General features: G+C 66.9%; 10 protein-coding genes and 1 tRNA gene. 6 read left to right on the top strand and 5 right to left on the bottom strand.

Annotation, left to right across the window (positions count from 1 at the left end):
* Positions 1-738 (top strand): adenosylhomocysteinase (locus ACFDS3_RS17300; RefSeq protein WP_375263602.1); only part of this gene is annotated, 738 nt, incomplete at its 5' end.
* Between the two features lie 143 nt (positions 739-881).
* The gene (locus ACFDS3_RS17295) at positions 882-1922 is read left to right on the top strand and encodes an FUSC family protein (protein WP_375263601.1); all 1041 of its coding nucleotides are present in this window, start codon (positions 882-884) and stop codon (positions 1920-1922) included.
* Here ACFDS3_RS17295 and ACFDS3_RS17290 read toward each other — a convergent pair.
* Complete coding sequence (locus tag ACFDS3_RS17290; RefSeq protein WP_375263600.1) at positions 1919-2332, bottom strand: EVE domain-containing protein; 414 nt, start codon at positions 2330-2332, stop codon at positions 1919-1921. The two genes, ACFDS3_RS17295 and ACFDS3_RS17290, sit on opposite strands and share 4 nt — an antisense overlap.
* Complete coding sequence (tsaD, locus tag ACFDS3_RS17285) at positions 2329-3372, bottom strand: tRNA (adenosine(37)-N6)-threonylcarbamoyltransferase complex transferase subunit TsaD (protein ID WP_375263599.1); 1044 nt, start codon at positions 3370-3372, stop codon at positions 2329-2331. Before tsaD ends, ACFDS3_RS17290 begins: the two co-directional genes overlap by 4 nt.
* Positions 3373-3439: 67 nt before the next feature.
* On the opposite strand from tsaD, the gene ACFDS3_RS17280 reads away from it, so the two are divergent.
* From ACFDS3_RS17280 to ACFDS3_RS17265, 4 genes are all read left to right on the top strand, one after another.
* A complete protein-coding gene (locus tag ACFDS3_RS17280) occupies positions 3440-4141 on the top strand; it encodes a uroporphyrinogen-III synthase (RefSeq protein WP_375263598.1) in 702 nt (233 codons plus the stop codon).
* A complete protein-coding gene (locus ACFDS3_RS17275; protein ID WP_375263597.1) occupies positions 4138-5274 on the top strand; it encodes a COG4223 family protein in 1137 nt (378 codons plus the stop codon). Before ACFDS3_RS17280 ends, ACFDS3_RS17275 begins: the two co-directional genes overlap by 4 nt.
* Before the next feature lie 11 nt (positions 5275-5285).
* Positions 5286-6944 (top strand): heme biosynthesis protein HemY, encoded by a 1659-nt coding sequence (locus ACFDS3_RS17270; protein WP_375263596.1) that lies wholly within the window; start codon positions 5286-5288, stop codon positions 6942-6944.
* A gap of 49 nt (positions 6945-6993) precedes the next feature.
* Positions 6994-7069 (top strand) — tRNA-Thr (locus ACFDS3_RS17265).
* Positions 7070-7338: 269 nt separating this feature from the next.
* On the opposite strand, the gene ACFDS3_RS17260 is transcribed toward ACFDS3_RS17265, so the two are convergent.
* The 3 genes from ACFDS3_RS17260 to ACFDS3_RS17250 all read right to left on the bottom strand — a co-directional run bounded on the left by ACFDS3_RS17260 (position 7339) and on the right by ACFDS3_RS17250 (position 9342).
* Positions 7339-7896 carry a hypothetical protein gene (locus ACFDS3_RS17260; RefSeq protein ID WP_375263595.1) on the bottom strand — a complete coding sequence of 186 codons (558 nt, stop codon included), beginning with the start codon at positions 7894-7896 and terminating at the stop codon, positions 7339-7341.
* A 59-nt stretch (positions 7897-7955) separates the two neighbouring features.
* On the bottom strand, positions 7956-8477 hold the full coding sequence (locus tag ACFDS3_RS17255; protein WP_375263594.1) for a hypothetical protein: 522 nt from the start codon (positions 8475-8477) through the stop codon (positions 7956-7958).
* Between the two features lie 301 nt (positions 8478-8778).
* Positions 8779-9342: a hypothetical protein gene (locus tag ACFDS3_RS17250; RefSeq protein ID WP_375263593.1), complete on the bottom strand. Its 564-nt coding sequence runs from the start codon at positions 9340-9342 to the stop codon at positions 8779-8781.
* Between the last annotated feature and the right edge of the window lie 182 nt (positions 9343-9524).

The following is a 9524-nucleotide window of genomic DNA, read 5'->3' as shown; positions in this document are numbered from 1 at the left end:
AAGTCGAAGTTCGACAACAAGTACGGCTGCAAGGAGTCGCTGGTCGACGGCATCCGCCGCGCCACCGACACGATGATGGCTGGCAAGGTTGCCGTCGTCTGCGGCTACGGCGACGTGGGCAAGGGCTCGGCGGCGTCCCTGCGCGGCGCCGGTGCGCGGGTGAAGGTGACCGAAGTCGACCCGATCTGCGCGCTTCAGGCAGCGATGGACGGGTTCGAGGTCGTTCTGCTGGAAGACGTGGTCGCCTCGGCGGACATCTTCGTGACCACGACCGGCAACAAGGACGTCATCCGCATCGAGCACATGCGCGAGATGAAGGACATGGCGATCGTCGGCAATATCGGCCATTTCGACAACGAGATCCAGGTCGCCAGCCTCAAGAACCACAAGTGGACCAACATCAAGGACCAGGTGGACATGATCGAGATGCCCTCGGGGCACCGGATCATCCTGCTGTCCCAGGGGCGTCTTCTGAACCTCGGCAACGCAACGGGCCATCCGTCCTTCGTGATGTCCGCCTCGTTCACCAACCAGGTGCTCGCGCAGATCGAGCTGTGGAAGAACGGCGGGCAGTACCAGAACGACGTCTACATCCTGCCCAAGCACCTGGATGAGAAGGTCGCGGCGCTGCATCTCGACCGGATCGGGGTGAAGCTGACCAAGCTGTCGTCCGAACAGGCGAACTATATCGGCGTCACGCCCGAGGGTCCGTTCAAGCCCGAGCACTACCGCTACTGATCCATGCGAGCGGCCCCTTCGGCAGATGTCGAAGGGGTCGCGCTGCCGTCAGAGACGTGTAGGAACATCGTAAGAGTCCTGTGCGAACCGCGTGAGAGGGTCCCGAGCCTGCCCATCCGGCGGATCGGTCTATATCGGACCTTATGTTCGCCCGCCTGAAAGCCGCGCTGTTCGAAAGCCCCGACCCGATGCCGTGGCGCGATGTGGCGATGATGATCATCGCCATGGTCGTGCCTGCCATCGTCGCGGTCAGCATCCTGGGCCGAACCGGCTCGATCGCCTTCATCGCCGCAATGCCCGCCTGCCTTGCCGCACAGGATGCCGGGATCAGGATTTCGTTCCTCGTCACGGTTGTCATGGGAATGGCCGGCCTTCTGGCGTTGGGCTCGCCCGAGATGGCGCTGCTGGTCGCGCCCTTCCTGGGACTGATGGTCGGGATCTGCGGCACGTTCGGGCTGGCGAAACCGTCCATCCGGGGGCTGTTCACGTGGCCGATCTTTACATCGACCATCATCGGCGCCGAGAACCTGCCGCTGATCTTCGGTGTCTTCCTGCTTGGTATGGCCTGGGCGCAGGCGGTCACCTGGGCCTTCGGCAAGGCGGCCGCGAACCCGGATGAGGACGCCGAGAGCAGCCCTTACGCCATGGTCTTCGGGATTGCGCTGGCCCTTGGGCTGACCCTGTCGGTCTGGGTCGGGCAGCGGTATTTCGGTGAGCACGGCTTCTGGTTCCCGCTGACCTTCGTGATCCTCGTGCTGCCGCCGCACGGGCAGTTGTTCTCGCGCACGGTCAAACGGACGGTCGGCACGGTGCTGGGGACCGCCATCGCGATCGGCATCGCGTGGGCTGTCGATCTGACCTGGGTGACGGTCGGCTTGGGCGGGGTGGCGCTGGTTCTGGGTTTTCGGATGCTGCCCTTCAACTACACCGTCTTCACGGCGCTGCTGACGATTGCGGTGCTCGAGGTGCTGGCGCTGGTGTCCGAGGTCGATCAACTGGCGCTGGAGCGGGTCGGAACCATGGGCGCGGCGGCCGGCATGACGATCGCGCTGGGCCTTGCGGGATACGCGATCCTGCGCCTTTTCGCGCCGGGGGCCATCGACGCGCTGATGGAGGGCGAGGACGCGCCGCTACAGGGGCAGAGGCGCAAGGACAGCCGTGCCTCGGCCAGTCGCGCGGGCTAGTGACCGCCGAGTTCGCATATGATGCGCCATTCGGCCTCGGTCACGGGCTGGACCGACAGGCGGGGGCTTTTCACCAGCGCCATTTCGGACAGGCGCGGGTCGTCCTTGATCCGGGCCAGCGACACCGGATTCGGCAGCGGTTCAACGGCCTGGACGGTGACGCAATCCCACTTGCCGCTCTCGTCCGTGGGATCGGGATGCGCGGCGGTGATGACTTCGATGATGCCGACGCAGGCCTTGTCCGACTGCGAATGGTAGAAGAACGCGCGGTCGCCCACCTGCATCTCGCGCATCTTGTTGCGGGCCTGGTAGTTGCGGACGCCGGACCACTCCTCGCCTGCCGCGCCCTTGGCGACCTGGTCTTCCCAGGACCATTCCGCGGGTTCGGTCTTCATCAGCCAGTGTTTCATGCCTTCGCCCCCCTCTTGCCCGAGCCGAGCATGGGCGAGGCTGTGCTGTCCAGTGGCCAGCGGGGGCGGGGCGCAAGGTCCATGCCGTCGCGGTGGCCAGCGGCGAAAAGCTCGGACCCGGCCCAGGCAATCATCGCCGCGTTATCGGTGCAGAGGCGCAGCGGCGGGGCGAGGAACGGACGGTCGGTGACGTCTTCGAGTGCCGCGCGGATCGTGCCGTTGGCCGCGACGCCGCCCGCCACGGCAACGCAGGTCGCATCGGGGCAGAGCGCGAGGGCGCGGCGCGACTTCTCGGCCAGGGTGGCGGCGACGGAGGCCTGGAAGCTGGCGCAGATGTCGGCGCGGATGGCGCGAGGCAGCGCGCCGTCCACCAGCGCCGCGTCGCGGGCGCGCAGAACGGCGGTCTTGAGGCCCGAGAAGCTGAGGTCGCAGCCGGGGCGGTCGAGAAGCGGGCGCGGGAAGGCGAAGGCCGTGGGGTCGCCGTTGCGGGCCTCGGCCTCGACCGACGGGCCGCCGGGCTGGGGCAGGCCGAGGAGCTTGGCGACCTTGTCGAACGCCTCGCCCGGCGCGTCATCGATGGTGCCGCCGAGGCGGGTGAACCGCTCTGGTCCGTCGACCCGCAGGAACTGGCAATGCCCGCCCGAGACGAGCAGCATCAGGTAGGGGAACTGGACGGCGTCGGTCAGCCGGGGCGTCAGCGCGTGGCCGGCAAGGTGGTTCACCCCGATCAGGGGCTTGGCCGCGGCCAGCGCCAGCCCCTTGGCGCACATCACGCCGGCCATGACGCCGCCGATCAGGCCGGGTCCGGCGGTGACGGCAATGGCTTCCACCTCGGCCAGCGTCACGCCCGCCTCGGCCAACGCCTGTTCGACGCAAAGGTCGAGCTTTTCCACATGCGCGCGCGCCGCGATTTCGGGGACGACGCCGCCGAAATCCGCGTGGAGGTCGGTCTGCGAGGAGACGACGTTGGACAGGATCTCGCGGCCGCGCAGCACGGCGGCGGCGGTGTCGTCGCAACTGGATTCGATGCCGAGGATCATGTGCGCGCCCTTGGATGGAGTGGCGATCTGCCTACCAAAGCGTGCCTCGCGCGTCTATGCAGGTGCCATGATCGTGCTGACCCGCCCCCTGCCCGCCGCGCGCCGGTTTGCCCGCGCGCTGCGCGACCGGGGGATCGAGGCGCCGATCCTGTTCTCTCCGGTGATGGAGATCGTGGCGCTGCCCGGGGGGCCGCTGCCAGAGGGGACGCTGATCTTCACGTCGGAAAACGGCGTTGCGGCCGCCGCCGGGCTGGGATCGCTGGCGGGACGGAGCGTCGTGACCGTGGGCGCCCGCACCGCCGCCGCGGCGCAGGCCGCCGGTGCGCGGGCCGAGGCGCTGGGCAGCGATGTGGCCGAGCTGGGCGATGCCCTCGTCGCGCGCGGGGGCGGGCCGTATGTGCACCTTCACGGACGGCATGTCACCGGCGACCTGGCGGGGCAGTTGCGCGGGGCAGGCCTCGTGGCGGAGGCGCGGGCGATCTACGATCAGCGGGCGCTGCCCCTGACCGGCGCGGCGCGGGCGGCGCTCCTGGGACCCCAAGCGGTGGTTCTGCCATTGTTTTCGGCACGTTCGGCCAAGCTGACGGCGGACGCGCTGGGCGAGCGGCCGCGCGACGTTCACGTCGTTGCGCTCAGCCGCAAAGTTCAGGATAGCTGGCCTTGGAGTATGGAGACGCTAGGTGCCGGCAGGACAGACATGTCGGCAATGGCCGATGCCACCGTCGCAGCATGCGCGACGCGCGGGGATGACAGAAGGGGCGGGACGTGACGAACGAGACCGAGACGACGCCAGACGAGCCGACGCCGGAGACCCGGAACACGGCCGAGACGACCGAGCGGACCGAGCTGCCGGAGCGTAGCGGAGGCGGAGGTCCGTTCCTGGCGGTCCTCGTCGGCGGCTTTCTGGCAGGCGCTGCGGGCTACGTTGCGGCCTATTACACCGAGTTCGGCCTGTTCCAGCAGCCCGAAAGCGAAAGCCCCATCGGCGCGATCTCGGAGTCGCTCGACACGCAGGCCGAACGGCTGGCCGCGCTCGAGGCCGAGCTTGAGCAGGCGAGCGAAGACCCCTCGCAGGCAGAGATGGAACAGACGCTGGGCCAGGTGAACGAACAGGTCGCGACACTGTCCGAGCGGTTGCAGTTGATCGAAGGCGCCCCCGCCGGTGAGCCAGTGGACCTGACGCCGGTGTCGGACCGGCTGGCCGAGCTTGAGGGGCAGATCGCGGACCTGCAGGAACAGACCGGCCAGCAGGCCGCGCAGATCGAAGAGATGTCGCAGAGCGACCGGCTGGACCAGCTGTCCCAGCGGGTCGAAGAGCTGTCGTCGACCGTTCAGTCGCAGGCCCAGACGATCGAACAGCAGCAGCAGGAGATCCAGAATGCCGCGCAATCGGCCGAGGCCGAGGCGAACCGGATCGCGGTGCAAGGTGCGCTGACGGGAATCCGCGCCGCGCTCGACACCGGAGAGGCCTATGCCGACGAGATCGGCGCGCTGCGCGAGGCAAGCGACGTCACGGTGCCCGAGGGTCTTGCCGCGCCGGCCGAGGAAGGCGTCCCGACCCTGAACGGGTTGCGCCAGAGCTTTCCCGAAGCCGCCCGCGAGGCGCTGTCGGACTCGATTGCCGCGACGGCGGGCGAGGGCGTGGCAGACCGCTTCGGCGCGTTCATCCGCGCCCAGACCGGCGCGCGGTCGCTCGACGAACAGGCGGGCGACGGCCCCGACGCGATCCTGTCCCGCGCCGAAGCGCGCCTGAACGAGGGCGACCTGCAGGCCGCGCTGGACGAGATCGCTACCCTTCCCGAGGCCGGGCAGGAGGCCCTGTCCGGCTGGACGGCCCGCGCCCGCGAACGGCTCGCCGCGACGCAGGGTCTCTCCGAGCTCAACAGCTCCGTCACTAACTGAGGACGACACGCATGGTTTGGTCTCTCATCAAGATCGTCGCCTTCTTCGTCCTGATCGGCCTTCTGGCCATCGGTGCGGGACTACTTCTGAACGCCGACGGCTCGATCCGCATCGCGCTTGCGAATACCGAGTTCACGCTCGGGCCGCTTCAGGCCGTGATCGCCGTTATCCTTCTGCTGGTGCTGGCGTGGGTCGTCTTCAAGCTGCTCAAGCTTCTCTGGGCCCTGCTGCGATTCCTGAACGGCGACGAGACGGCCGTGTCGCGCCACTTCTCGCGCAACCGCGAGAAGAAGGGCCTTGCCGCACTTGGCGACGCGATGCTCGCGCTCGCCTCGGGCGAGGGCAAGGAGGCGCAGGCCAAGGCCGAGCGGGCCGAGCGCTACCTTCACCGCCCCGAACTCACGAGCCTTCTGATCGCGCAGGGCGCCGAGATGACCGGCGACCATGCCCGCGCCGAGGCCGTCTACAAGGAGCTGGTGCAGCACGACCGCACGCGCTTCGTCGGCGTCCGCGGGCTGCTGAAGCAGCAGCTCGACGCGGGGAACACCGATACCGCCCTTGCGCTGGCCGAGCGGGCCTTCGCCATCAAGCCCAAGCACGCCGAGACGCAGGACACCTTGCTAAAGCTGCAGGCGGCGCGGCATGACTGGACCGGCGCCCGCCGGACGCTGGGCGCCAAGCTCAAGCACGGATCCCTGCCCCGCGATGTGCACAAGCGGCGTGACGCGGTGCTGGCCCTGTCCGAAGCGCGCGACGTGATCGCCGAGGGCAATTCGATCGAGGCGCGCGAGCGCGCGATCGAGGCGAACCGCCTGTCGCCCGACCTGATCCCGGCCGCCGTCATGGCCGCACGCGGTTACATCGACAACAACCAGGAGCGATTCGCGACCCGCGTGCTGAAGAAGGCGTGGAACGTGCAGCCGCACCCGGACCTGGCCGCCGCCTTCGCCGAGATCCAGCCGAACGAATCGGCGCAGCAGCGGGTTCGCCGGTTCTCGACCCTGACCCGGATGCATCCCGACCATCCCGAGACCAAGATGCTTCTGGCCGAGCTGCACATCGCGAACGAGGATTTCCCGGCCGCCCGCCGCGCGCTTGGCGACTTGGCAACAGCCGATCCGACGGCGCGCTCGGTCACCATCATGGCCGCGATCGAGCGTGGGGAAGGGGCCGACGATGCCATCGTCCGCGGCTGGCTGGCCCGTGCGCTGACCGTGCCGCGCGGCCCGAAATGGGTCTGCGACAACTGCCACACGGTGCATGGCGAATGGGGCCCGATCTGCGGGAACTGCGGTGCCTTCGACACCCTGTCCTGGACCGAGCCAAAGGAGGGGACGGTCGCCCTGCCCTCGCAGGCCGAGATGCTGCCCCTGATCGTCGGCCAGACCGAGACGGACCGCCCCGAAGTCGTCGCAGAGCCCGAGCCCGCACCGGCGACCGCTGCACCCCAGCCTGCCGCGGGCCCCGAGGCGACACCGGCGCCTGCAACGCCGGCCCCGACGACGGCGCCCGAGGAAACGACCGCTCCTGCGACCGGACCCGCCACCCGAGACGAGACGGTCGTCCCGCCTGTGTCCGAGGACCGGCGACAGTCCGCCGTCAGCATCCCCGAGGCCGAGGTCATCGTCCCGCAGGAACAGCGCGACGAAGAGACCGCGAAATTGAAGTAGGCCCTTTCCCTTCCGGCGCGCCGCTGTTACAGAGCGCGCCGGTGGGTCCGCCGCTGTAGCTCAGCTGGTAGAGCACGTCATTCGTAATGATGGGGTCGGGGGTTCGAGTCCCTTCAGCGGCACCACCCAGATCTCGAAAGAGATGAAACAACAAGGGGTTAGCTCAAAGCGCCCCGTTTCAATCCACCTTCCCGCTCTCGTTCCTGCCGCGCACCCAGCAGGCGCGCTTCGGGCGGCCCCTCTTAGGCTCCGAGGCGCGATTCGGTGGCGTCGGGTCCATCCGCAGACACTGACGGGATGCGCAGCGGGTTCGCCGGGTGATTTCTCCATTTCGCCGACAAAGCCGACATCAGGTCGCTGCCGGTCGAAAACTTGCCGTCCAGCAGAAGCCGCTTCAGTTCGCCGTGGAACGCGAGTGACGCCGCCACGGCCTGTCGCTTTGCCTCTGCCGGGTCATCTCGGGGCCGTTGTCGGCGTACCGCTTCATGAGGCTGCTCATATGCGCAAGATGAGGCTCGCTCGCCGCTCGCGCCTGGCGGAGTAGCAGTGCACGCGCGTCCGCGTCAGCACGCTCGCGCTCAAGCTCCTTGCGAGCGGTCACCAGATCCTTCTCGACCGCTTGGAACTGTGCTTGGGCCACGTCGCGCTGCTTTCCCATCAGCCTCGCCTTGGCAGCGAACTGCACCCGTTCCACGTCGTGGGGCCGCGCCGCCTCTCTGTGTCGCTGGCAAGCCTCCTTCGCGATACGGCGAGCAGCTTCGATCTCTTCGCGCGCAAACTCTTCCCGCACTTCGGCCTGAAGGCTGGCCCACAGCTCCTCTCGGACCTCATCCTTGATTTGGGCATAGACTTCCGCGTGGACATGCTCCCGTTGCGTCATCCGCTCCGGGGTGCCCCGCTCGGTCCTCGCGTCGAGGTGCAGCCGGCACCAGCGCGTCCAGCTTGATTGCATGGCTCCGGTGGCGGTAGTGATGGATGGATCACAATGCTTGCTCGTGGGCGAGCAGTCCTTCACGAGCTTTCCGGCCGGAGATGACCAGCTTCGCCGCGCCGCTCTTGTGCCGCTGCATCCTTACTGGCGCAACGAGAAGGTCCAATACGCCAGCACCCCGCTCGTCGGTATCGTACCGGACGTGAAAGACGGAGCCCGCACCGCACCAGCTTTTCAGCCCACAACTGAGCTTCATGGATGAGGTCCATCACGCGCGAGTTGCCGAGGTCGCGAGGATTGCCGGTCTCCAACAGCCAAACAGGCGAGACGATTGCCATCAGATGCATCGCGGGCGCGGCATTCGCGCGTTCCTCGGCGCCGGTCTCTGCCTTGTGTAGCTCGTGTGCCTGAATAATGTCGCAACCGCCGCCACCCATGCTGAAGCCCGCCTTCGACCAGGCGAAGTTCCTGGCGGGGTCGCTGATGCTTCGGCGCTGTGAAGCCTCGTCGTCCCTCTTGGCATGGCGCTCCGCCCCTCCGAGGCTGCGCTTTCCGCTGCCATGTGTGAGGTTCGCCAGTCTGACGGCTGCTTTGTGTCCCATGTTTCTCTCCGCGTTTCAGGTTCGGAGAGGAAGGTAATATTGGCTATACAAGATACGCGCGCAGCCCATCGGTGCCGCCAGGAAGCCGGACGCGAAGAAACCCGCTACCGGTCAGGCGTTCACCCACCGTCGCTCCGCAAGCCTTCGAATCCTCCTGCGGCTCACAAGACAATGTGCTTTCGTAGAAGGAATACCAGCCAGCGCGTCCATGAACGGCGGACTCCTCTTGCTACGGGTCCACTGGTTTCAATCAACACCAGTTGCCACGGGTATATGCGCCTAGACGAGCCGCCACCCCAGGCTAGCGGAGTTCCAGATATCTCTCATACTGGGATAGAAATGCCTCTTTGGCCGCCGCTGGTGACAGGTGCTGTACCTCGACAGGAGCTGGCACTACTCCAGCTTCCAAAGCCCAGTCCGCACAACCCGGTGCCATTACCTGCGCTTGCTCGGCAGCCAAAACCCGCAAGTCAGTTCGTTTGACGGTGTCTTTGAAGTTTCTGTCCATCCCGAAGCGTTGGATGATTGCGTCCTCCACCGCCGCTTCTATCTGCCTGTACTCGGGCAAAAGTTGCTTGAAGGGCCGCGTCACGTCACCGATGAAGGCTTCCGACGCGTCATGGAGCAGTGCCTCGTACGCGAACTCATCGACGGTATCAGCAACAAGCAGACTGTGCTCCGCAACGGAGTAGAAGCTTCGGCATTGTCCTGCGTAGCGGCAGACGTGTGCGAGACCGTGAGCGATATCCTCGCTGCGGAAATCGCTGCCGTGTGGGTCGAGGAAGTCGAAGAGTTTTCCGCTCGCAAGCGTGATGGTGGACCCTTTGGCCACGTTGACGGCAACTACGCGCCGTATCATGTTCATGTAGTGTCTCCCCACGCTTAGGCGTGCGCGCCAAAGTGCATCGCTGGCTCGATTGTGCTGCTGACCGTTCCCACCATTTTTTTGCCCCAGAACAAGGTTTCTTCGTCTGGCACTCTCCGGGAGTCCAACCTAGGCTCTGGACTCATAACCAGAAGATGACGGTAGCGGCGAGGGCGATGGCC

This window comes from Palleronia sp., assembly GCF_042089775.1.
GTDB lineage: Bacteria > Pseudomonadota > Alphaproteobacteria > Rhodobacterales > Rhodobacteraceae > Palleronia.
This window is presented reverse-complemented; position numbering and strand designations above follow the sequence as displayed.

Bases quoted from the DNA above. Each gene is read 5' to 3' on its own strand.
- ACFDS3_RS17295 (WP_375263601.1), top strand. From the start codon at position 882: ATGTTCGCCCGCCTGAAAGCCGCGCTGTTCGAAAGCCCCGACCCGATG.
- ACFDS3_RS17290 (WP_375263600.1), bottom strand. From the start codon at position 2,332: ATGAAACACTGGCTGATGAAGACCGAACCCGCGGAATGGTCCTGGGAA.
- tsaD (WP_375263599.1), bottom strand. From the start codon at position 3,372: ATGATCCTCGGCATCGAATCCAGTTGCGACGACACCGCCGCCGCCGTG.
- ACFDS3_RS17280 (WP_375263598.1), top strand. From the start codon at position 3,440: ATGATCGTGCTGACCCGCCCCCTGCCCGCCGCGCGCCGGTTTGCCCGC.
- ACFDS3_RS17270 (WP_375263596.1), top strand. From the start codon at position 5,286: ATGGTTTGGTCTCTCATCAAGATCGTCGCCTTCTTCGTCCTGATCGGC.
- ACFDS3_RS17260 (WP_375263595.1), bottom strand. From the start codon at position 7,896: ATGCAATCAAGCTGGACGCGCTGGTGCCGGCTGCACCTCGACGCGAGG.
- ACFDS3_RS17255 (WP_375263594.1), bottom strand. From the start codon at position 8,477: ATGGGACACAAAGCAGCCGTCAGACTGGCGAACCTCACACATGGCAGC.
- ACFDS3_RS17250 (WP_375263593.1), bottom strand. From the start codon at position 9,342: ATGAACATGATACGGCGCGTAGTTGCCGTCAACGTGGCCAAAGGGTCC.